This window comes from Clostridium sp., assembly GCF_022482905.1.
Classification (GTDB): Bacteria; Bacillota; Clostridia; order Clostridiales; family Clostridiaceae; genus Clostridium_B.
Window position 1 is genome coordinate 2,138,726 of the sequence record NZ_JAKVOI010000001.1, and the last position, 22,023, is coordinate 2,160,748.

At 35.6% G+C, this 22,023-nt stretch carries 20 protein-coding genes; 8 read left to right on the forward strand and 12 right to left on the reverse strand.

Features of this window, described 5'->3' with window-relative positions:
• Window positions 1-132: 132 nt before the first annotated feature.
• On the forward strand, window positions 133-399 hold the full coding sequence (rpsT, locus tag LKE46_RS10565; protein WP_291721710.1) for a 30S ribosomal protein S20: 267 nt from the start codon (window positions 133-135) through the stop codon (window positions 397-399).
• 68 nt (window positions 400-467) lie between these two features.
• Here rpsT and LKE46_RS10570 read toward each other — a convergent pair whose 3' ends face one another.
• Genes LKE46_RS10570 through LKE46_RS10580 form a run of 3 tightly spaced genes read right to left on the reverse strand, consistent with a single transcriptional unit; the run spans window position 468 to window position 3,392 of the window.
• Window positions 468-1,613 carry an HlyD family secretion protein gene (locus LKE46_RS10570; protein ID WP_291721713.1) on the reverse strand — a complete coding sequence of 382 codons (1,146 nt, stop codon included), beginning with the start codon at window positions 1,611-1,613 and terminating at the stop codon, window positions 468-470.
• A 34-nt stretch (window positions 1,614-1,647) separates the two neighbouring features.
• Complete coding sequence (locus tag LKE46_RS10575) at window positions 1,648-2,664, reverse strand: ABC transporter permease (RefSeq protein ID WP_291721716.1); 1,017 nt, start codon at window positions 2,662-2,664, stop codon at window positions 1,648-1,650.
• Window positions 2,661-3,392, reverse strand: a complete 732-nt coding sequence (locus tag LKE46_RS10580) for an ABC transporter ATP-binding protein (protein WP_291721720.1) — start codon at window positions 3,390-3,392, stop codon at window positions 2,661-2,663. Before LKE46_RS10580 ends, LKE46_RS10575 begins: the two co-directional genes overlap by 4 nt.
• A 173-nt stretch (window positions 3,393-3,565) precedes the next feature.
• Between LKE46_RS10580 and LKE46_RS10585 the strand changes: the two genes are divergently transcribed.
• Window positions 3,566-4,153 carry a TetR/AcrR family transcriptional regulator gene (locus LKE46_RS10585; RefSeq protein ID WP_291721724.1) on the forward strand — a complete coding sequence of 196 codons (588 nt, stop codon included), beginning with the start codon at window positions 3,566-3,568 and terminating at the stop codon, window positions 4,151-4,153.
• 7 nt (window positions 4,154-4,160) lie between these two features.
• On the opposite strand, the gene holA is transcribed toward LKE46_RS10585, so the two are convergent.
• From holA to LKE46_RS10600, 3 genes are read right to left on the reverse strand one after another with little or no spacing between them, the layout of a single operon-like run.
• Window positions 4,161-5,213 carry a DNA polymerase III subunit delta gene (gene holA / locus LKE46_RS10590; protein WP_291721727.1) on the reverse strand — a complete coding sequence of 351 codons (1,053 nt, stop codon included), beginning with the start codon at window positions 5,211-5,213 and terminating at the stop codon, window positions 4,161-4,163.
• 21 nt (window positions 5,214-5,234) lie between these two features.
• On the reverse strand, window positions 5,235-7,007 hold the full coding sequence (locus LKE46_RS10595; protein WP_291721729.1) for a ComEC/Rec2 family competence protein: 1,773 nt from the start codon (window positions 7,005-7,007) through the stop codon (window positions 5,235-5,237).
• Between the two features lie 47 nt (window positions 7,008-7,054).
• Window positions 7,055-9,652, reverse strand: coding sequence for a cation-translocating P-type ATPase (locus tag LKE46_RS10600; protein WP_291721732.1), 2,598 nt, complete (start codon window positions 9,650-9,652; stop codon window positions 7,055-7,057).
• 755 nt (window positions 9,653-10,407) lie between these two features.
• On the opposite strand from LKE46_RS10600, the gene LKE46_RS10605 reads away from it, so the two are divergent.
• The 5 genes from LKE46_RS10605 to LKE46_RS10625 all read left to right on the forward strand — a co-directional run bounded on the left by LKE46_RS10605 (window position 10,408) and on the right by LKE46_RS10625 (window position 15,979).
• Window positions 10,408-11,331 carry an ABC transporter permease gene (locus tag LKE46_RS10605; protein WP_291721735.1) on the forward strand — a complete coding sequence of 308 codons (924 nt, stop codon included), beginning with the start codon at window positions 10,408-10,410 and terminating at the stop codon, window positions 11,329-11,331.
• 11 nt (window positions 11,332-11,342) lie between these two features.
• Window positions 11,343-12,257 carry an ABC transporter permease gene (locus LKE46_RS10610; protein WP_291721738.1) on the forward strand — a complete coding sequence of 305 codons (915 nt, stop codon included), beginning with the start codon at window positions 11,343-11,345 and terminating at the stop codon, window positions 12,255-12,257.
• Between the two features lie 15 nt (window positions 12,258-12,272).
• Window positions 12,273-13,292, forward strand: a complete 1,020-nt coding sequence (locus tag LKE46_RS10615) for an ABC transporter ATP-binding protein (RefSeq protein ID WP_291721741.1) — start codon at window positions 12,273-12,275, stop codon at window positions 13,290-13,292.
• A complete protein-coding gene (locus LKE46_RS10620) occupies window positions 13,282-14,265 on the forward strand; it encodes an ABC transporter ATP-binding protein (RefSeq protein ID WP_291721744.1) in 984 nt (327 codons plus the stop codon). The genes LKE46_RS10615 and LKE46_RS10620 overlap by 11 nt, the downstream gene beginning before the upstream one ends.
• Window positions 14,266-14,329: 64 nt before the next feature.
• The gene (locus LKE46_RS10625) at window positions 14,330-15,979 is read left to right on the forward strand and encodes a peptide ABC transporter substrate-binding protein (protein ID WP_291721747.1); all 1,650 of its coding nucleotides are present in this window, start codon (window positions 14,330-14,332) and stop codon (window positions 15,977-15,979) included.
• Window positions 15,980-16,055: 76 nt separating this feature from the next.
• Here the strand turns inward: LKE46_RS10625 and LKE46_RS10630 are convergent, their stop codons facing one another.
• Window positions 16,056-16,721 carry a helix-hairpin-helix domain-containing protein gene (locus LKE46_RS10630; protein WP_291721751.1) on the reverse strand — a complete coding sequence of 222 codons (666 nt, stop codon included), beginning with the start codon at window positions 16,719-16,721 and terminating at the stop codon, window positions 16,056-16,058.
• A gap of 164 nt (window positions 16,722-16,885) precedes the next feature.
• On the opposite strand from LKE46_RS10630, the gene LKE46_RS10635 reads away from it, so the two are divergent.
• Window positions 16,886-18,112, forward strand: coding sequence for a D-alanyl-D-alanine carboxypeptidase family protein (locus tag LKE46_RS10635; protein WP_291721754.1), 1,227 nt, complete (start codon window positions 16,886-16,888; stop codon window positions 18,110-18,112).
• Between the two features lie 30 nt (window positions 18,113-18,142).
• Here the strand turns inward: LKE46_RS10635 and LKE46_RS10640 are convergent, their stop codons facing one another.
• Genes LKE46_RS10640 through obgE form a run of 5 tightly spaced genes read right to left on the reverse strand, consistent with a single transcriptional unit; the run spans window position 18,143 to window position 22,017 of the window.
• Window positions 18,143-19,045: an RluA family pseudouridine synthase gene (locus tag LKE46_RS10640; protein ID WP_291721757.1), complete on the reverse strand. Its 903-nt coding sequence runs from the start codon at window positions 19,043-19,045 to the stop codon at window positions 18,143-18,145.
• A 58-nt stretch (window positions 19,046-19,103) separates the two neighbouring features.
• A complete protein-coding gene (locus LKE46_RS10645; protein WP_291721760.1) occupies window positions 19,104-19,484 on the reverse strand; it encodes a RidA family protein in 381 nt (126 codons plus the stop codon).
• 15 nt (window positions 19,485-19,499) lie between these two features.
• Window positions 19,500-20,081, reverse strand: a complete 582-nt coding sequence (gene yqeK, locus LKE46_RS10650) for a bis(5'-nucleosyl)-tetraphosphatase (symmetrical) YqeK (protein ID WP_291721765.1) — start codon at window positions 20,079-20,081, stop codon at window positions 19,500-19,502.
• 37 nt (window positions 20,082-20,118) lie between these two features.
• The gene (gene nadD, locus LKE46_RS10655) at window positions 20,119-20,721 is read right to left on the reverse strand and encodes a nicotinate-nucleotide adenylyltransferase (RefSeq protein ID WP_291721768.1); all 603 of its coding nucleotides are present in this window, start codon (window positions 20,719-20,721) and stop codon (window positions 20,119-20,121) included.
• Window positions 20,722-20,742: 21 nt separating this feature from the next.
• Window positions 20,743-22,017 (reverse strand): GTPase ObgE, encoded by a 1,275-nt coding sequence (gene obgE, locus LKE46_RS10660; protein WP_291721770.1) that lies wholly within the window; start codon window positions 22,015-22,017, stop codon window positions 20,743-20,745.
• Between the last annotated feature and the right edge of the window lie 6 nt (window positions 22,018-22,023).

Consider the following 22,023-nt stretch of genomic DNA (forward strand, 5'->3'; position numbering starts at 1 on the left):
ACAAAATTTGTGTGAATTTAATCTTGAAGAAACCTTATTTTAATGTTATAATAGCCTTTGTTGAATATTAGAGACTCATTGGCATTCCCCAAAGCTGCTGAGACTTTATAAAATTATAAGGGGGTGAAACACATGGCAAACATTAAATCAGCAAAGAAAAGGATAAAAGTTATCCAGACTAAAACTTTAAGGAACAAAATAATAAAGTCTTCATTAAAGACTACTATAAAAAAATTTTTAGCTGCTGTTGAAAGCAAAAATATCGATGATGCAAAAGTTACTTTTGCGGCTTCAACAAAAGCTTTAGATAAAGCTGCATCAAAAGGTATAATACATAAAAACAATGCAGCAAGAAAAAAGTCCAGACTGGCAGCAAAATTAAACAGTTTGTCTGCTTAATTTTTAATAAGGGTATAATTTAAAACGTACCTGGATTTTTCTAAATCAAGGTACGCTATTTTTGACCTCTAATTCAAGGGTATTTGAACATCCGCCTGCATTCCGGATTTAAGTATTCCACTCCTGTCCTTTATGGCAATTTTTATTTTTGTAGATATATGGTCTTTATCTGAGGCCGACTGCTTATCTTTAGGAGTATATTCTTTCTTTAAATCTATATAATTTATCCTGCCCTGCTGCTTTCCTCTTGATGTACTGACAACTATGGACTGATTATAGTATACTTTATCCAAATATTTATCCGGTAAATAACAGACAACATATAGGTCATTCTTTACAGCTATATCTGCAATATTGCTCCCGGCTGCCACAATATCTCCCAATTCAAAATTTTTACTTATTATAATTCCGTCACAAAGTGCGGTTATATTGAATTCATCAAGTTGATTCCTGGCCTGGTTCAACTGTGCTATAGATTGGTTCACATCTTCCCGTGCTGCTTCGATTTCATCTGCGGCAGGTCCATTTTCAAGAAGCTTCAGCTGTTCAGAAGCAGCTTCATAATTTGCAGCTGCAGTCTCAACGGCCTGTGAAGTAGATCCTTCCTCCATCAGGCTCAACTGTTGTTTTGCATTGTCAAGCTTTGATACTGCAGATGCAAGGGAATAATTTGAAGTATCCATTTTCAACTTTACATCTTCCAATTCTTTTTGTGACACAGCTTCTGATTTATTTAGAAGAAGATATTTCTCATAATCAGACTTTGAATCTTCATAGGTGGCCTTGGCCGCATCTAATTCATACTGTGCAATTGACACATTGTTTTTTGACTGATTTATTTGTTCCTGTTTGTTACCTGACTTCAACAGCTCTACCTGTGCCCCGGCAGCCTTGACCTGTGCCTTAGCTTGTCCAATTTGTTCAGGACGGGTACCTGCCTCCAGTAAAGCCAGTTTGGCTTTCTTCATATTAACCGCTGCCTGCAACTGGGCTACCTGATATTTTTGATTGGAATTATCTATAACAGCAATCAAATCGCCTTTTTTTACTTCTTCTCCCTGACTTTTCTTCATAACTGTAATTTTGCCGCCAACAGTACTGCTGGCAGAAACAACATCATTTTGAATATCTCCCTTTAAAGTTACGGAGGACTTTTTTCCACAGCCTGCAAGTAAAAGCATTGCAAGTAAAATCCATATAAATATCCGTTTCATAACCTCATCACCCTTCTACCCTCAAATAATTTTTCTAAATTCTTCGGTATTTTCTTAACGCCAATATATTCAATAAGATAAATCCAGCACATATTGCCAGCAGCACAAAGATATCTGTGTAAATTGAATGCAAACCTTTTCCCCGTATCATAATCTTCTTAAGCGCATCTGCGGAATAATATAAGGGCATGAATTTTCCTATCATCTGCAGCCAGGTTTCCATGGTACTCATGTCAAATATCCCAGAGAAAAACACCTGTGGAACTACAATAAGCGGTATGAACTGTATCATCTGAAGCTCATTATCTGCAAATGCAGATAATGCAGTTCCCATAGTCAGAGCAGTCATTGAAGTCAAAAATGTAATTATAAGTACTAGAAAAAAAGATCCAACCATCATCATATTAATAACATGAACTGAAAACCAGGCTATAAGTGCTGCCTGTATTATAGTAAATGCACCAAAACCCAAAATATACCCCATTACAATTTCCCATCTTTGTACCGGAGTTGCAAGCAGTCTTTCCAGTGTTCCCTGTGTACGCTCTCTTAAAAATGAAACTCCTGATATCAAAAATACAAAGAAAAACACGAAAAATCCAATAAGTATTGGTCCAAAGCTGTCAAAGGAGGACATATCCCTGTAACCATATAAATAGGTTATATCCGGTTCAATATTAAGGTTCAGTCCATTGAGGCTGTTTTGAACCAGTACAATAACAGCCCTGCTTTTTTCAGGATCACTTCCCTCAAGAGTAATATAGGGAAGGCCTCTTTTATAATTTATGACTGCATCCAATTTGGATTCATTCAAGAGAGTATCCGCCTCACTTTCACTATACCTCCTGACAACTGCATTTTTATCTTCCAGTTCATTTATAAAACCCTGTGGTGAATTTATAACTCCTATGCTGGGATTATACTGCCTTCCATTGAATATATAGGACATCAGTGTAAGTACAAAGACAGGGGCCAGTATCATAAGTGCCACCGTTCTTTTGTCATTTTTAAGCTGACGTAAGATACGCAGGGCAATTGCAGCAATTTTCATTCCACAGCACCTCCATAATACAAAAAAGCTTCCTCTATAGTAGCTGAATTTGTGCTTTTTTTAAGATTTTCGGGAGTATCCATGGCCGTTATCCTTCCACCTCGTATCATACAGAGATCATCACATTTATCCGCTTCATCCATTACATGTGTCGTAATTATAATAGTTGTCCCTTTTTTGCACAAGTTCTCAAGTTCATCCCATATTGATCTGCGGAGCAGCGGGTCAATTCCCACAGTAGGCTCATCCAGGATAAGTAACGGAGGTCGATTCAGCATTGCTATGGCCAATGACAATCTCCGTTTCATACCTCCAGAATAATGACTGGCCTTCTTCTTTAAATGTCCGGATAAATTCACAAGTTCCATGACCTCACCAATGCGTTTTATACAGTCTTTTCTGGATATATTGTACATGGAAGCAAAAAACTTCAAATTTTCTTCCGCAGTAATATCTCCATATAGAGCATCAGATTGTGCCATGTATCCAATTTTACCCATGATTGAAAGTTCAGGCATTCTTCTTCCAAGTACATAAACCTCTCCATGTGTTGGTGCATCAATACCCGAAATCATTTTCACAAGGGTTGTCTTGCCTGAACCTGACGGCCCCAGCAGTCCAAATATTTGAGGTGAAGATATTTCAAAATTTATATTGGAAAGTATTTTCTGCTTTCCAAAATATCTGTCTACATCTTTTACCTTTATAACACAAGAATTGTACTCCATAATACTCCTCCAATTCTGTCCTTCACTCAACTTATGCATAAATTATACTACACATATGGATTTATATGATGAACACTTTTTTGAATTGTGTAAATCAGATAAAAAAATTGAAATAATTTATCTATTCATATAGAATATTACATGAGTTGAATTTAATATGAGGTGATTACATATTGAAGAATAGAAATAACGCCGGAAAAGCTTCAGGAACAACAGACCAGCTGCTCAAGGATACATTTATTCAAATATACAAAAATAAACCGCTCAACAAAATAAGCGTGAAAGAAATATGCAGTACAGCCGGTTTGAATAGAGGAACCTTTTATATTCATTATGAAAATATTTATACCCTGCTTGAGGAAATTGAAGAAGATTTGCTTACAGATTTAAAAAGTCTTGTAAAAATAGATAAGCTTATTGTTTACACGGAAAAGGATATTCCCGTCTTCATAAAAACTATTGAAAATCTGATAGAATATATAAAACTTCACGATACTTATTTTAAAGTACTTCTAGGTAAAAACGGAGATGCTCTATTTATATATAAAATTAAACGTATCATAAAAAACAATCTTCTTATAAAATTCAGAGCCGAAAACAGGCATTTTGGAAATCTTGACGAATATCTTCTGGAATACATTGCTTCAGGAAATATGGGAATTATGATATACTGGCTGGAAACCGGCATGAAGATAAGTCCCGGAGAATTAATTGGTTTAGTAACTAAAATACTGTTCAGGGGTCCTTTCAATATAAGATAAAACCTGCTTATGCCGCAGTAGTATTTATTATCAAAAGTTCCATTTCAACTTTCTGGTTTACAGGCAGATTTTTCATCTTGTATTCCGTATTCATACAGAGCTCAACAGCACGCTTAAGCTGTTTAAAAGTAAACTTCTTGTTCTGATTTACCATTATGCCATAGGCATAATCGGACCTAATTCCAAGCATGTTCATTATATCCTTTTTCTGCATTTTGTTATTAAGTGCGATTTTCATCTTGAGAAGTATACCAAACTGTCTCTCTACCATGGTCAAAATATAACTTATCTTGATTCCCTTATATATAAGTTCATCCAGAACGGAAAGTGCCTCCCTAACTTTTTTGTCTGCCATGGGATTTACCAAATCAAATATGTCTTCATCACTACTCCTTACAAACAGTTCTCTTATGTCGTCTCTGGTTATATCCCTTCCACAGGTATAGCTGCAAAGTTTTTCCACCTCATTCTCTATTATGTTCAAATCTCTATCCTGCATGAGGCTGCAGAATATTCTGAGCTCAACTTTTTTTATATTTGCTTCCCTCTCCTTAAAAAGCTCTGCAACTTTGATTTCCATCTGTCTGCCTTTTAATTTATCCACTTTGACAGTACATATCTCTTTATCCTGTTTATCAATTCTATATATCTTCCTGCCGATTTTATCTCTTTTACTCTTAAAAACGTCATAGAGAATAAGTATACAGTGTTCTGGAATTTTTTTCAAATACCCGCATATATTTTTAAATTCCTTTTCTCCTGACAATTTACCCTTATTGTCGGAATTGTCATTTATAAAATATGCTCTATAGACAAGAACCACCTTCTTGCTGCTCATAAAAGGGAGCGTCTGGCAGGCATTGACTACAGGTGCAAAACTTTCAAGTGAATTCCCGTCAAATTTTATATAGTTCAACTCCAAAAAATTTGAGTCAATAACTCTGTGAACTATCTTTTTTACACATTCATCTATAATTTTCTCATCAAGCCCGCAGAATACATAACACCTTTTTAAGTTCCCCTTTTTTATATTTTCCTCAAAAGTAACTGTATCTATCATAATATCCTCTCCAATTAAAAATCATCTAATTCTAATTGCCCTGTTAAATATTATAACATAGGTTATACTTTTATCGAGGGGATTTTCATACCGATATGAGGATTTATTGCTTGTATACTTTGGTATATAAATTGATTTTCTGCTCTTGAAAGCTTCAATTTCATCCAATTTTCCGGTACCAAGAACGAAATTCAATTGTCTTCCATCATTATATAAATTTACATTCATGGAGTTGTTATTCTGAAGACTTATATTTGCAAAACTGCTTTTATCCATGAAATAATTATATTTTGCCCTGGGATTGGTTACAAGTCTGTTTATTTCCATGGAATCCCTTATGTCAGTTACCCAGCTGGAATAAGTCGTATCATAATTGCATACCATCAATTTATCGAATCCGCTGTTTAAAATCACCGCCTCTCCTCTAGTGGAATTCAGAAAGGTTATTTCCGTCAGAAAACTATAGCTCTCTAAAAATACACCCAAAAGCATCAACGCGGGAAGATATTTGATTTTCCTGCAGCCTGCCCTGTAAAGAATATATGCCATGTGGGAAAACAATATAACGATACCCTCCATGTAGCTTAAGCAAGCTACATCCGAACACAGCTTCAGCATCAAAGAAGCTGCACCTTCCGATGCTGTCAGCACCATATTGACACAAAAAGAAAGTAAATTGAAAAGTGGTTTTACAAATGAGACCAAAAGAGCTGCATTCCCCAATACAACAATTACCGAATAGAGGGGAAGAAGAATCAGATTCCCGATTATGGATATATAACTGAAGCTTTGAATTGTAAAAGCAATATATGGCATGGAATATATCTGTGCAGACAGGTCAAGTCCTATACAGGAACTTAATTTTTCAGGAAGCATATACAGCATTTTTGAAATACTTCTATAATATAAAATTATACCGAGAGTAGATAAAAATGATAATCCAAATCCTATATCAACTATATAATAGGGTTTTACCATCATCAATACTACAGCTGAAAGACTAAGTGATGAAATACTGTCATATTCTCTAAAAATCGCTCCAGACATCTTGAATACAAGTATCATTATAAATGATCTCATTGTCGCTGCAGACATCCCTGTAAAAAAGGCATATACTGCTGAAAAAAGTACTGCTCCCTTGAATCCAAGCATGACCTCAACGGCCTTGTATATTATGGCCATATGAAAACCTGAAACACTCACAGCATGAACTACACCTAATTTTTGAAATTCCATGTTTTTATCAGAATCAATATACTTGGTATCTCCGTAGCATACAGCCATGACTACAGAGGTTCTGTCCTTTCCAAGCATATCTTTGAACTTATTGTAGATGTATCTTTTATATTCATAGGAATAATATACAAAGTCTTTTTTCAACAATTTGTAGTTTTTTATATTGTACCTTCCACATATTCCCCTTGAAAAATCCCTGTCCGTTTCAAAGCTGCCGGAAGCATCTATTTTGCATCCTTCCTCCAAAGCCTGTATATTCCCGCTTAATATTACCTTTCTTCCTTTTACATTTCCTATCATATAATAATCTTTATTTTGAAGTATCCTTATCTCGATATTTTTCCCCGGATACAGGCTGAAATAGTTGAACAGGCTTATTGCTGCAAGGACAAAAAATAAAGCATTCAAAAGGAAAAACTTTATTTCCAGGGTAGTAACATATATTACAAAAAATAAAACAGCAATGGCTATGCCTATAATGAAATTATCGATAAATTCCAGAGCGGCCAGGCAGCCCATTGCTGTAGAAACTGCATAGAATACCAACGGTCTTTTCATAAACGGCACCTCTGCCTACAATTATGTCCAGAACAAATGCAGTATAATCAGTCATTATAATAATTTTCTTTATCAAATTTATAGAACAAACCGAATAAAAGCCATATCAAAGCAGCTGCAAAAACAATTGCCCAGTAAACAATGTCAAATAAATTATTGAATTTATCAAGTAATACGGCAGCCAACAGCTGAAGCATAAAACTAATTATTATTATAAAATTGGAAAGTTTATTTTTAAACAGCATACTATTTGAAAAACTATATGTAAAAATTACTGCACATATATTCAGGATTATAAACGGTATATTGCCTGAAAATTTACATCCCAGAAAATCGGCACATTGAAAGGCAATAAATGCCCATAGGCCCATTAAAAATCCACTAAATACAACAAAGTTTATTCTATCCTTGACAATATTTTTATTTATACTATAACTGTTGTATTCCGGAGATTCATCATCATATTGACATATAATCGCCATGGATGACAAGAACATAACAACAGTATTGAACCATATTGATCTAAAGAAAATTCCTTCCTCAATGCCAAATCCACTGCCATACAATGTTCCCATAAGTAAAAATACCAGAAATCCGAAGCTGCAGGTTGTTATATACACTATCATCTTTCTTATCGCTTTTACTATTTTTCTCGAAGCTTCTATCAAGTTAAGCAGATTCATAAAGTCTATATTCTTTATCAATATATCGCTTAGTTTTTTCACAATATTGCTTCCCGTATTGGCTATACCTATATTTGACATACTAAGTGCAGGCAAATCTGTCAATTTCCATCCAGTTATAGCTGTTATATATCCATATTCTTTTAAAGCCTTTATAATTTGAATCTTATGGTTTGAATTGATCCGTGAAAAAATGCTTATCCTTTCCCCGATACGCTTGAATTCTTCATCATCCATATTATCCATCTCAACACCGGATAATATCTCATTGAGTCTTTTCACAATTCCAAGCTTTCTTCCTACCGCCAGGGCAGTTAATTTACTGTCTTCAGTAATTAGGACGGGCTTTATAGAAAGAGCCCTGGATTTTTTTATAGATTCCTGTGCGGTTTCCTTTAACTTGTTGTTAAATCCTATCAATCCTGCAAATACAAGATTACTTTCTACATTCTCTTTCTGACTCGGTTCATAATTGAAGTTCCTGTAGGCAAATCCGATAACATTCAATGAATCATTTGACATATTTATATCAGCATCACGTATGGAATTTATATCATCCTCCGTTATTTGAACCTCAACTCCATTTTTCAAAATATGTGTGCATCTTTCAAGTATGGCATCCACCGCTCCTTTTGAATTGGCCCTGTATTTTTTATCTACTTCATTTACCGTAGTCATTATACGCCTGTCAGTATCAAAGGAAATCTGGAATAGTTTTTTGTGATTCTGTTGAACTTCCTTTCTGTAAAGCCCATACTGTTCTGCAAACCTTGAGACAGAAGTTTCAACTAGATCATCTTTTGAATTTTCATTCTCCAGTCCGTCAGATTTTATATCATTGCACAACAATCCTATATTCAACATTCTGTATAAGTGTTCGTCCATTCCCTCTCTCAGAGTTTCTTCATCGATATCAATAAATCCCTTGCTGCCATATGCCTTCACTATGTCCATTCTTTCTTTAGAAAATCCACCCACTTTATCAGTGCATACAGCAGAAACCCTGGAGAATTTCTCAACACTTAGAATATTTTTGAAAATTATATCTTTCTTTTTTAGCCTGCTCAATAATATATTGCTCATCAAATACGTTATAATGCAAAAACCTATTGGAAAAGAACTTATCATTATAAGCACAGAACGAATAGACATATATGAGCTATCTCTATATATTCCATACCTGAATAAGTTCACAAATAAAATACTGCATATAGAAAATTTAATAAACATGTCCAGTATACTGTTCAAATTTGACTTGAAAGAAGTATTTTTTTTATTTTCCTCGAGAAGCAGCTTCAATATACCTGCAATTTCAGTCTTCATTCCAACAGATACCACTATTCCTGTAGCATCTCCTTTGACAACCACCGAGGACTTGAAAAGCATATTTTTCATATCGGACAAATTAATTTCACTATCTTCAATTTTAGGCTCATATTTATCTGATAGAAATTTTTCTCCTGTAACAGAACATTCATCCACCTTCAGCTCGCTACTTTCAATAATCCTCATATCAGCAGGTATGGATTCACCTGAACCAACAATTACAATATCTCCTACCACCAGTTCTTCCGATTGTATCTTTAATGTCCTGCCATTTCTTATTACTCTTGCATAGCCTGAATTCAATCTCTGTAGTTCCTTTATATTCTTTTCCTTTTTATGCTGCCCAAGGGCTACACATATGACATTTATCAAAACTATGCTTAGAACTACAGCTGCTGATAAAAACAATTTTAGATATAGCAGTATCCCAAAACCTGCAGCAAAAAACAAAACCCAGATATCCCTGAATTGTATGAATATAAGCCAGATAAAGTTTTTGGTGGCAGGTATAGTTATTTTATTGCTTCCATATTTTTTTCTGCTCGGTTCTATCTGTTCATCATCAAGTCCATAGTAACTGCTGCTGTTTAATTCCTTTACAATCTCACTCCATGATCTTTTATACCATTTAGTCATATATTTTCCATTCACCTTCCTCTATAAAAAAGGACAATATACATCTTTAATTATATCGTATTTAAATATAACAAACTTTACAAAAATTAATTTATATAGCTATTTTATTAATAAATATCAAAAATGAATTCTTATACATTAATTAAATTTAATCGAAAATTGTCATAATTATATTGGAAACATTGGAAAACTTTCATTTTTCAGAGTCTTTTTTATTAAATTTAGATGATAAATATATTATTTGAAGCTTAAAATTAATGAAATTGAGCTGGAAATAGTACTAAAACAAATTAATATGCATTTTAACTTGTAATTTATGCATCTCCCCTTTTTTCAGTCTATTCCATAAAAAGTCCTGCAAATGGCTTAATGACCTAATTACTTTTTTTACGTTAAATCGGTAAAGCGTTTCATCCAGTAGCTTCAACACATTGACATAATATTAATTCTATGATACTATTACAAAAAATATAGAAACTTCAGTATGAATTTTATATGCATTTATCAAAATATATTTGAATTTAATATTTTATTTTTTATTTTATTCTCAATATTATGATAAATTATGATAAATTTTAAAATTGAGCAGATTATTTATATCATTTTCTATTAAAATTTGACGTAAAAGTTAACTTCTTGTGATATCAGGAATCACATTGGTTAATCTTTATTATGCTGTTCTTAATAATCTACTGCTTTAGCTTAAAACATAAAGAAGTAGACCTATAATAAAATACATAATTGGGGGTTAAAGAATGCCGAAGTATATTTTGAAAAGATTAGTTTACAGTGTCATTACAATCTGGATTGTAATATCCATAACCTTTTTGTTGATGCACTTAATCCCAGGCGGTCCCTTTGACGATGAAAAGAAGCTTCCACCTCAGATTAAAGCTAACTTGGAACAAAAATTTGGACTGGATAAACCGCTCAGCAAACAATATACAACATATCTGGGCAATGTGGTATTACATGGTGAACTCGGTCCATCCATGAGATATGAAGGTAAAACTGTAAACGAAGTTATATCTCAGTCATTTCCAGTGTCTGCCAAAGTAGGTATACTTGCTGTCTGTTTTGCTCTAATATTCGGCCTGTTTATGGGTATAATTGCAGCCCTGCATCAAGGCAAATGGCAGGACAGTCTTGCAATGCTCATATCAACACTTGGAGTAACTGTTCCTAACTTTGTAATGGCTACTTTCTTCATTTATTTTTTTGCCGTTAAACTTGGATGGTTTCCTGCAGTTGGACTGGATACTCCTTCAGGTTATGTACTTCCATCTGTTGCTCTTGGTGCATATTCTATGTCATTTATAGCCAGACTGTCAAGATCAAGTTTGCTTGAAGTAATACGACAGGACTACATAAAAGTGGCAAAAGCAAAAGGATTGCCCCAAAGCATAATAATATACAAGCATGCCCTGAAAAACTCGCTTATACCTATAGTTACATATATAGGACCATTATTTGCAGGAATACTTACAGGAAGCTTTGTAGTTGAAAATTTATTTGGAATACCAGGTCTTGGAAGAGAATTTGTCCAGAGCATATACAATAGGGATTATACTACCATATTGGGTGTCACTATATTTTATAGTGCATTTTTAATAATATGCAATCTAGTCGTAGACATATTATATGTAATAATTGATCCAAGAATAAAACTTGAATCCTAGGAGGTTAGAACATGGAATTACCAAAGGATGAATTCGAGAAAGTATCAAAAAAAGAAAAAGAATCTGAAGCCATAGTAAGACCAAATATATCCTACTGGCAGGATGTATGGAGAAGATTGAAACTCAACAAACTGGCCATGGCCGGTTTAATATTTGTAATATTTATAACTTTACTCGCTATATTTGGTCCAATTTTATCAAAATACAACTACTACAGCCAGGACCTGAATATGGCAAATTTGCCGCCAAGCGCTGCCCACTGGTTTGGTACAGACAAATTCGGAAGAGATATATTTGTAAGAATATTATATGGTGCGAGAATTTCTCTTACTGTAGGCTATGCAGCAAGCTTATTGAATATAATAATAGGAATAATATATGGAGGGGTAGCCGGTTATTTTGGCGGAAAAGTGGACAATATAATGATGAGAATAGTGGATATCCTATATTCAATACCAATGACAATCTACGTAATACTCTTCATGGTTGTATTTGGTGCAGGACTCAAAAGCATTATAATAGCCCTTGCAGTTGCATTCTGGCTTACAATGGCAAGAATTGTAAGAGGAGAAATAATGTCACTTAAACAGCAGGAATTTGTACTTGCCGCAAAAACTCTTGGTGCCTCATCCACAAGGATAATTTTTAAGCACCTGATCCCAAACTGTATGGGACCTATAATTGTAACTTTGACTCTTTCAGTTCCAGATGCCATATTTACAGAATCATTTTTAAGTTTCATAGGACTTGGTGTATCGGCTCCAATGGCCTCATGGGGAACTCTGGCATCTGATGCTCTAGATGGTTTTCAATTATATCCACTTCAATTGTTCTTTCCATCTATGGCAATATGTTTGACTATGCTTGCGTTTAATCTGTTAGGTGATGGATTGAGAGATTCTCTGGATCCTAAAATGAAGAAATGATAGGGGGATACATAAATGGATAGATTACTTGACGTAAATAACCTACATACATCTTTCCAGACTTATCTAGGTGAAGTAAAGGCAGTACGTGGAGTATCCTTTCATCTTGATAAAGGTGAGGCACTCGGAATAGTTGGAGAATCTGGAAGCGGGAAAAGTATAACCATGATGTCAATCATGAGACTTCTTCCTGAAAATGGCAAAATAAAAGCAGATAATATAAAATTTTTAGACAAAGATTTGACGGAACTAAGTGACAAACAAATGGAAGAAATACGGGGAAATGACATTGGAATGATATTTCAGGATCCTATGACTTCCTTGAATCCAGTTTTCAAAATAGGCTATCAACTGGCGGAACCACTTATAAAACACAGGCATATGAGCAGAGAAGCTGCAAATAAAAAAGTTGTTGAAATGCTGAAATTGGTTGGAATACCCAGTGCTGAAAAGAGAATAAATCAATATCCGCACGAATTTTCCGGTGGAATGAGGCAAAGGGCCATGATAGCCATGGCCCTCATCTGTGAGCCAAAGCTCTTAATTGCAGATGAACCTACCACAGCCCTAGACGTAACTATACAGGCACAGATACTTGAACTCATGAAGGATCTAAGAGCCAAGCTTGGCATGTCAATAATATTGATAACGCATGACCTGGGTGTTGTAGCAGATCTGTGCAGCAGAATAAATGTCATGTACGGTGGAATGATTATCGAGAGGGGAACAACAAGAGATATATTCTACAGTTCAAAACATCCGTATACCTGGGGACTTTTAAGGAGCATACCAAATCCAAAGGAAGATATAAAACAGAGACTGAAGCCCATAGACGGGACTCCGCCGGACCTGCTGAAGCCACCAGTTGGCTGTCCTTTTGCTCCAAGGTGTGAATATGCAATGAAAATATGTTTGAACAAGATGCCTGAAGCTTTTGAGATAGATACCCAGCATTTTGCTTCCTGCTGGCTCAACCATCCAGATGCGCCTAAAATAGACAGGCTAAGTGTAGGGGGTACGGAAGATGAACACTGATAAACCATTTATTGAAATAAGAAATCTCAAAAAATACTTTCCCGCAAAGAAATCTTTTTTTGGAAAAGTGACAAGCAATGTCAAGGCAGTAGATGATGTATCTTTTACCATAGAAAAAGGAGAAACCCTTGGATTGGTCGGAGAATCAGGATGTGGTAAAACCACTACAGGAAGAACCATAATTAAATTATATGAACCAACAGACGGGCAAATAATATACGACGGAGTGGATATATCCAAATTCTCTACAAATAAGATGATGCCCTACAGAAGGAAAATGCAGATGATATTCCAGGACCCATATGCTTCTCTGGACTCCAGAATGACTGTAGGCGACATAATAGGAGAATCCATAGACATTCACAATCTGATGAAAGGCAAGGAAAGACGGGATAGAATTCAATATCTTTTAAACAAGGTAGGCTTGAACAAGGACCATTCAAACAGATATCCCCATGAATTTTCAGGAGGCCAGAGACAGAGAATAGGAATAGCAAGAGCTCTTGCTGTGGAACCCGAATTCATAGTATGTGATGAACCTATATCCGCACTGGACGTGTCAATTCAGGCCCAGGTTGTAAACATGCTTGAAGATCTCCAGGATGATCTGGGACTTACATATCTTTTCATAGCCCATGATTTATCCATGGTAAAACATATATCAACCAAAATAGGAGTTATGTATCTTGGAAAAATGGTAGAAATGGCTGAGAGTAATGAATTATACAAAAATCCGCTTCATCCATATACCAAGGCACTACTGTCAGCAATACCAATACCTGACCCTGATATGGCTAAAAAGAACAATAGAATAATGCTGGAAGGTGAAACTCCTTCACCAATAGACCCGCCACCGGGCTGCAGATTCAAGGACAGGTGCAGATATTCAATGAAGAGATGTTCCGAGGAAGAACCTGTTTTAAAGGATATGGGCGGCGGGCACTGTACAGCCTGTCATCTATATGACAAGTAAAACATGCTATATAAGTGTTTACACCATGTAGGCACCTAATATAAAATTTTTAAGGAGGACTATTATGTTAAAGAACAAATTTAAGATCTTTGCAGTTGCAATGTCACTTACATTTGTAGGTTCACTGTTTGCCGGCTGCGGAGGTTCCAAAAACAGCACTGGTTCAGACGGCAAAACCACAATAAAGGTAAACATTGCCGCTGATCCTAGAACAATCGATCCCGGGCTGAACAACTCGGTTGAAGGTGGTCACGTAATTACAAACGCTTTCGAAGGCTTGACAAATCTGGACAAAGACGAAAAGGTAGTACCTGGTGTTGCAGAGAAATGGGACGTATCAAGCGATGGGCTGACTTATACTTTCCATTTGAGGAAAAATGCAAAATGGTCAGATGGAAAAGGTGTTACTGCAAAGGACTTTGAGTATTCCTGGAAGAGAGCCCTTGATCCAAAGACGGCCTCTCAATACGCATATCAGCTTTTCTACCTGAAAAACGGTGAAGCCTATAACCAGGGAAAAGCAACGGCAGATCAGGTAAGTGTTACTGCAAAGGATGACTATACATTAGTGGCTACACTTCAGAACCCTACTCCTTATTTTCTGTCACTTACATCTTTTCCTACTTATGATCCGGTAAGAAAAGACGTGGTTGAAAAAAATCCAACTTCATGGGCTACAAAGGCTGACACCTATATATCAAACGGTCCTTACAAAATGGTTGAATACAAGGCAAAGGACAGCTTGAACTTTGAGAAAAACCCCAACTACTGGGATAAAAGCAACATAAAGATAGACAGAATTGAATTCAAGACTCTGGAAAATGAAAGCAGCTACTATGCAGCATTCAAAACGGGAGATCTTGATTTGATCGATAAACCACCTGCTACAGAAGCTCCTAACCTTTTAAAAAGCGGAACAGCAAAGGCTTATCCATATCTTGGTACTTACTACTATGATATAAACGTATCTCCTCAAGCCAAGACAATCAATCCTGATGCAGCCAAGGCATTGAGTGATGTAATGGTGAGGAAGGCTTTGAATCTGGCAATAGACAGAACTTCCATAACTCAGAAAGTTACAAAATCCGGAGAAGTACCTGCCAGCTCTTTCGTACCCAAAGGTACCAGTGATTCAAATGGAAAAGAGTTTACAGACAAGGAATATCTTCCAAAAACTGCAGATGTTGCACAGGCTAAAAAACTTCTTGCTGAAGCCGGTTATCCTGGAGGAAAAGGATTCCCTCAGCTGGAAATATTATATAACACAATGCAGGGACATCAGAATATAGCCCAAGCAATTCAGGATATGTGGAAAAAGAATCTAGGAATAAATGTAACTCTCAAGAATGTTGAAAGAAAGGTTCATCTGACCCAGCTTCAGAACCATCAGTTCCTATTGGGAAGAGATGCCTGGATAGCTGACTACAATGATGCAATGACCTTCCTCGATATGTTCACAACTGGTAATGGCAACAATATGACAGGTTACTCAAATTCTAAATATGATCAGCTTATAAATCAAGCCAAAGCAGAACCTGACAAAGCCAAGAGAGCTGATTTAATGCATCAGGCAGAAGACCAATTGATGATTGATCTACCTATAATTCCAATTTATTACTACACTGAAGTTGTATGTATGAATCCAAAGCTTAAAGATGTCCATATATCAAACTTGGGCTTCTTTATCTTCAGAGAGGCACATCTTGACAAATAATTTGTAAAAAGCAAGGAGCTGTCTTGATTTTAAGGCAGCTCTTCTAACTGGATATTGCATATTGATTTATGCAATCCTACCTAACATCAATTTTATCCTTGAGCTTCTCAAAAGTCTTATCTCCTATTCTATCAACATTTTTTATATCCTCTTTGGATGAAAAATCACCGTTCTTTTCCCTGTAGTCTATTATATTCTGGGCAGTTACATCTCCTACACCAGGTATGCTCTTCAGTTCTTCTAGGGATGCGGTATTTATATTTATCACTCCATCTTCATCCAATCCTGATTTACCTTCCGCTGATATACTTTTACCCGACTCTTCTTCCCTCTGTATCTTTTCTATATATATGTAGTCTTCATCTTTCAACTTTTTAGCTAAGTTTATTTTATAGGCGTCTGCATCATCCTTGAATCCTCCTGAAATTTTAATCAGATCTTCCACTCTGCTGTCACCTTTCAAACTGTATACTCCGGGTTTCTTTACCTCACCATTTATGTAAACCGTTATATTCCCTGAACTGTTTTTCAATTCTTCACCATTGTTCTGAACTTCCTTATAATCTTCCTGTTTGAAAATATTTTCACTATCGGTTATCTTTACAGGTTTTGAATTCTTATAACCTATAAACAGGAAAAATGCAAATGCAATCAGAATAAATATAGATCCCACAATTTTTCTTTTATATTTATTGCCAACACACCTTTCCGTCCACTTTGCAATTTTATCCAATATAGCCATAGGCTTTATTCTCCCTCTACAAAATATTTGCAATCTATAGAATATTCGTTTAAAATATATATTTACACTAGTTATTTATAATTATTGACAATAAAAAGAAATTATGTCGCATCTATTATATTTTTTTGATATAATATAATAGATTATTGTTTAGGGAGGAAAAAATGAAAAAATTAATCATATTTGCACTATCGTGTCTATTGCTTATCAACTACATAAGCCCAATAACTGTCTATGCTAAAGAAAAACCTCCTTCAGTTTCAGCAGACAGTGCAGTACTTTTAGATGCAAATACCGGCAAAATATTATATTCGAAAAATCCTGACTCAGCCTATCCTCCAGCTTCCACAACCAAAATAATGACTGCACTTCTGGTACTGGAAAAAGGAAATCTAGACAGCTATGTAACCGTTGGCAAAAATCCCCCTCGAGTAGATGGAACAAGGCTCGGATTAATTGAAGGTGAAAAATTAAAGGTGAGGGATCTGCTATATGGTTTGTTACTCGCTTCAGATAATGACTGTGCAGAAGCACTTGCAGAATATACAGGTGGTTCTTTAAATAAATTTGTAGGACAAATGAATAAAAGGGCAAAAGAATTGGGTGCTTCCCATACCCACTTTGAAAATCCAAGTGGTTTGTTCAATAAAAATCACAAGGTTTCTTCACGGGATCTGGCAATTATTATGAATAAGTTAACGAATAACCCTGAATATTCTAAAATAGCCACTACACTTTCATATACAATCAAACCTACTAATAAATCAAGCAGTCCGAGAACTGTATGGAATGAGAACAAATTGGTTCAAAAACAATCCCGGTATTACTATGAAGGAGCCCTTGGAGGAAAGACAGGTTATACGATACAGTCACTTCACTCCTATGTAGCAGCAGCTACACATGGAGGTCATAAATTGATTGTAGCCCTGGTTCATGACAAGAACAAGACTTTCTTCCCCGATGCCATATCACTGTTCAACTATGGTTTTAACAATTTCAAGCTTGAAAAACTTTACTCAAAGGGTGATCTGGTAACTACTTATACAAAAGATGATTTGTCAATTCCATTAATGGCCGAATCAGATTTTTATTACACTAGAAGTATCGACGACAGATCCACACCGGTATTAAATTTAAAAGACAAGGCATTGAATTTGAAATCATTTAAAGCTGGAGATACTGTAGAAGAAGCCACTATCTCTTTCAATGGCACCACTATCGGTAGTCTAAAACTTGTAAGCAATGTAGACCATGCTGCTAAAACCATGTTCAATCAACATCCCATTCAGCTTTTACATATGGATAATACTCAATATGCCATTATAATTGCATCCTTATTGGCATTGATAGGTATAGCAATTATCGTAATAAAAAAATACATATCTATATAAAAACAAAAGATAAGTTGAGAAACTGTATTTTCAACTTATCTTTTTAATTAGATTTTTAATATCATTTGGGATATCCGTTTCCAGTTCAACTACCCTTCCAGTTCTAGGATGTGGAAATTTTACCTTATAGGCATGAAGCGCCTGCCTGTTTATATAATCACAATCATTGTATTCACTGTAAAGTGTATCTCCAAAAATAGGATAACCTATATTGCTCAAATGCACCCTGATTTGATGGGTTCTCCCAGTTTCCAAAATCAATCTTACTATATCTCCAAGTTTCAAACTTTTAACCACATTATATTTTGTTATACTTTTCTGTCCCTTTTCATCTATTATTCTCTTTATCCCACTTTCCTCAGGTTTGTATATGGGCATATCTATAATTCCCTCTTTGTTTGTCATATTGCCATGTACCACTGCAATATAACTCTTCTCAAAATTGCTGCATTTCATGTCTCTTGCCAGCGCCATATGTGCAAATTGATTCTTGGCAACTATTACAAGCCCTGAAGTATCCATATCAAGCCTGCTCACCAACCGCACTATGCATTTTTCATTATTTTCTCTAAAATGATAGAGAAGCCCATTTGCCAGAGTACAGCTCTGATAACTCTTTGTGGGGTGAACGACCATACCCGGTCTCTTGTTCACTACTATCACATCTTCATCTTCATATGCTATATCCAAATCCATTTTCTCTGGTTCTATATACTGACTTTCCTCCTTGAATGGATTCAACGACACCCTGTCCCTGAATTTCAGTACATAGTTCAGTTTTACCCTTCTATTGTTTACCTTAATTCTTCCATCCAGAGCTGCACCTTTTATCAGTCTTCCAGACAGCTTCTTGCGTTTTCTAAGATATTCCCTTAATTTTAGTCCCTCTTCACCTTGTTCTACATTGAAAAACAACTCGTTGAGTCCTGACATGATCTACCCCTCTTTTTATTTCACAACGGGGGCACAGACGCCCCCATTTAACCTAAAACTAACTTGCCAATGCTATTACTTCTATTTCCACAAGAGCATCCTTGGGAAGTTTTACTTCTACACATGATCTCGCTGGCATGTCAGTTTTAAAATATTTTGCATAAACCTCATTGACTGCAGCAAAATCATTTATATCTTTTATAAATACTGTAGTTTTTACAACATCCTTAAAAGATAACCCTGCTTTTTTTAAAATTGCCCCGATATTTTCAAGTGACCTTTCAGCTGCTGCTTTTACATCCCCTGTGACCAATTCTCCTGTTTCAGGATCCAATGGTATCTGTCCTGAAACAAACAGCAATTTTCCAGCTTTAACGGCCTGTGAATACGGTCCTACGGCTGCTGGTGCCTTTTTAGTACTTATTATTTCCTTTTTCATAAAAAGCCCTCCATTTCATTTATATTGATATTTGTATTGAGAAATCAAATAGTTTCTACCTTTTATAGTATTTAAATGCAGCAGCTGCTTTTTGTCAATAACGTGTTTTATAGTATTATTGAATGAATCAAGCAGTGCCCTATCCAGATTATCCACTGCATCTTCCCTTATTTTATCTACTCCCGGGAAATCCCTCATGGGTTCAATATAATCTGCTACATATATTATCTTTTCCATCAGGCTCATATCTTCTTTTCCCGTAGTATGATATGCCACGGCATTCAGTATCTCATCATCATGAATTCCCATTTTATCTCTGGCAATTATAGAACCTACAGGTCCATGAAGCAAATTAGGAGTTTCATCCAAAACCTCATCTATTATAATTCCATTCCTTTCGGCAATATCTATAAGCTCACTGTCGGACATACATTTGGCACAATCGTGAATGAGTCCTGCAACTCTGGCTTTTGAAACATTGGCTCCATAAATTTTTGCGAGTCTTACTGCCGTACTGCTGACACCCAAGCTGTGTTCATACCTCGTCACTTTCAGGTTTGTCTTTAAATACCTGTCTATCTCTCCCTCATCCCACATTTTCTTTAATCACTCCAAAACAATAAATTATTTAATTTTATCTGTAAAGTCTGTATTCTCTTATTATATCATAGACACTTTCCGGAATAAGGTAGCTTATATTTCTACCCATTTTTACACTTTCCCTTATTCGAGTAGAAGATATATCCAGAAGAGGGGCATCCAGAAACATAATATTAGTTGAATACTTTTTTTCAATACTTTCTTTTTGAATCCTCACACTATCCATATCAAATCCAGGTCTATTAAATACTATAAACTTACATAATTTGAATATACCACCTGGATCATTCCAGCTTTCTACATCCATAAGACAATCCACACCTGTAAGGAAATACCATTCTGTATCTTTTTCAACTTTATTAAAGTGAACCAATGTTCTATAAGTATAGCTTAAATTATTGCTGTTTATCTCATAGTCACTAACTACAAACTTGCGTTCCTTTTCTACAGCTTTTGTAACCATTTTATACCTTACAGCAGCATCAGTTATGTCATTTCCCAACTTATGCGGTGGATTCCCGGACGGCATAAATATTACTTCATCCAGGCTCAATTTATACAATGCCTCATAGGCTATATGTATATGACCATTGTGTATAGGATCGAATGTACCACCAAAAATAGCTTTTTTAATCATGTATTACCTCTTTCAATAAAATTATACCATATATTCAAATTCAAAATCATTTAACCTTATCGTATCTCCATCTTTAATTCCCTTTTGAATCAATTCTTCCATTACCCCTTTGTTCTTCAATACATTATAGAAATATCTAAGCTCATTATAATCATTTACATTTACACTGGCAAGCAATCTGTCTACAAAGCTTCCTTCAACAATAAAAGTATTTTCCTCTTTCCTTATGGTATAGGTAAATCGTTTTTGCTCTGGCATGAATTTTTCACTTTCATCTATTTTCATATCATTTACGGGTATTTCGGAAAGCATTCTGGCTGCCTCTTTCATAAGTTCTTCAACACCCTGTCTTGTAGCAGCAGATATTTTAAATACTTTGTCGTATCCCAATTGAGATACCTTGTTTTTAAAATTTTCAAATATATCATTATCATACATCATATCTGATTTGTTTGCAGCAATTATCTGAGGTCTATCCCATAGTTTTACATCATATTTTTTTAGTTCCTCATTTATTTTCATGAAATCATAAAAAGCATCTCTACCTTCTATCTGGGATATATCCACAACATGTATAAGAATCCTCGTTCTCTCAATATGTCTCAAAAATTCAAGTCCAAGCCCTGTACCTGAAGAGGCTCCTTCTATTATCCCTGGTATATCTGCCATTACAAAGCCATCAATACCCGGCATATCAACTACACCAAGATTTGGCTTTAGTGTTGTAAAATGATAATTTGCAATCTTGGGGTTTGCCCCGGTTACAACAGACAGCAAAGTTGACTTCCCAACATTCGGGAATCCCACCAGTCCCACATCCGCCAGAAGCTTGAGTTCAAGTGAAACATACCTCTCCTCTCCCGGCATACCCGGTTCTGCAAATTCAGGCGCCTGCCTCGTAGAAGTTGTAAACCTCACATTTCCTCTTCCTCCCCTTCCTCCTTTTGCGACCACATATCTATCGCCTTTATGAGAAAGATCCGCCATTATTTTATTGGTTTCCACATCTCTTATCACAGTACCTATGGGAACCTTTATATATAAATCAGCTCCCTTTTTTCCAAAACATTTTGAGCCGGAACCATTTTCGCCTTTTTCAGCTTTGTATTTTTTTCTATAGGTAAAATCCAGAAGAGTTGTGCTGTTTTCGTCAATTATTAAAATAACACTTCCACCGTCACCCCCATCTCCGCCATCAGGCCCACCAAGTGGAACATATTTTTCTTTTCTAAAGGATATGGCTCCATCGCCGCCATCTCCGGATTTTACAAATATTCTCGCCGTATCTACAAACATGTTGTA

Excerpts from the sequence above, each read along its gene's own strand:
- rpsT (WP_291721710.1), top strand. The coding sequence starts at position 133 with ATGGCAAACATTAAATCAGCAAAGAAAAGGATAAAAGTTATCCAGACT.
- LKE46_RS10570 (WP_291721713.1), bottom strand. The coding sequence starts at position 1,613 with ATGAAACGGATATTTATATGGATTTTACTTGCAATGCTTTTACTTGCA.
- LKE46_RS10575 (WP_291721716.1), bottom strand. The coding sequence starts at position 2,664 with ATGAAAATTGCTGCAATTGCCCTGCGTATCTTACGTCAGCTTAAAAAT.
- LKE46_RS10580 (WP_291721720.1), bottom strand. The coding sequence starts at position 3,392 with ATGGAGTACAATTCTTGTGTTATAAAGGTAAAAGATGTAGACAGATAT.
- holA (WP_291721727.1), bottom strand. The coding sequence starts at position 5,213 with ATGATAGATACAGTTACTTTTGAGGAAAATATAAAAAAGGGGAACTTA.
- LKE46_RS10595 (WP_291721729.1), bottom strand. The coding sequence starts at position 7,007 with ATGAAAAGACCGTTGGTATTCTATGCAGTTTCTACAGCAATGGGCTGC.
- LKE46_RS10600 (WP_291721732.1), bottom strand. The coding sequence starts at position 9,652 with ATGACTAAATGGTATAAAAGATCATGGAGTGAGATTGTAAAGGAATTA.
- LKE46_RS10605 (WP_291721735.1), top strand. The coding sequence starts at position 10,408 with ATGCCGAAGTATATTTTGAAAAGATTAGTTTACAGTGTCATTACAATC.
- LKE46_RS10610 (WP_291721738.1), top strand. The coding sequence starts at position 11,343 with ATGGAATTACCAAAGGATGAATTCGAGAAAGTATCAAAAAAAGAAAAA.
- LKE46_RS10615 (WP_291721741.1), top strand. The coding sequence starts at position 12,273 with ATGGATAGATTACTTGACGTAAATAACCTACATACATCTTTCCAGACT.
- LKE46_RS10620 (WP_291721744.1), top strand. The coding sequence starts at position 13,282 with ATGAACACTGATAAACCATTTATTGAAATAAGAAATCTCAAAAAATAC.
- LKE46_RS10625 (WP_291721747.1), top strand. The coding sequence starts at position 14,330 with ATGTTAAAGAACAAATTTAAGATCTTTGCAGTTGCAATGTCACTTACA.
- LKE46_RS10630 (WP_291721751.1), bottom strand. The coding sequence starts at position 16,721 with ATGGCTATATTGGATAAAATTGCAAAGTGGACGGAAAGGTGTGTTGGC.
- LKE46_RS10635 (WP_291721754.1), top strand. The coding sequence starts at position 16,886 with ATGAAAAAATTAATCATATTTGCACTATCGTGTCTATTGCTTATCAAC.
- LKE46_RS10640 (WP_291721757.1), bottom strand. The coding sequence starts at position 19,045 with ATGTCAGGACTCAACGAGTTGTTTTTCAATGTAGAACAAGGTGAAGAG.
- LKE46_RS10645 (WP_291721760.1), bottom strand. The coding sequence starts at position 19,484 with ATGAAAAAGGAAATAATAAGTACTAAAAAGGCACCAGCAGCCGTAGGA.
- yqeK (WP_291721765.1), bottom strand. The coding sequence starts at position 20,081 with ATGTGGGATGAGGGAGAGATAGACAGGTATTTAAAGACAAACCTGAAA.
- nadD (WP_291721768.1), bottom strand. The coding sequence starts at position 20,721 with ATGATTAAAAAAGCTATTTTTGGTGGTACATTCGATCCTATACACAAT.
- obgE (WP_291721770.1), bottom strand. The coding sequence starts at position 22,017 with ATGTTTGTAGATACGGCGAGAATATTTGTAAAATCCGGAGATGGCGGC.